The organism is Massilia sp. CT11-108, assembly GCF_047302915.1.
GTDB lineage: Bacteria > Pseudomonadota > Gammaproteobacteria > Burkholderiales > Burkholderiaceae_D > Telluria > Telluria orientalis.
In genome coordinates, this window is record NZ_JBKYMO010001561.1 from 1 (window position 1) to 263 (window position 263).

Here is a 263-nt window from a genome sequence, read left to right on the forward strand (position 1 = left end):
GTGGTGGAGCGTGGCGCGCGAACGCCACGCGTTCAACCTGCTGCGCCACGACGGCCTGCGCGCGCTGTTCGGCGTGCAGCTCGCGTACACGTGCGGCGTGACGGCGTTCTACGAGTTCTATCCGCTGTGGCTCGTCGAGGTGGGCCATTACGATACGCGCGCGATCGCGCTCGTCAACGTCGGCATGTGCGGCCTGATGACGTGTTCCGCCCTGTTCGCCGGCCGCGCCAGCCGCACGGAGCCGATGCGCCGCGCCGCGTGGC

Annotated in this window: 1 pseudogene; it reads left to right on the forward strand. The window is 70.7% G+C overall.

From position 1 onward, the window contains the following. Positions 1 to 263, forward strand: a pseudogene (locus tag ACEN88_RS35620) (MFS transporter); the annotation flags it as partial.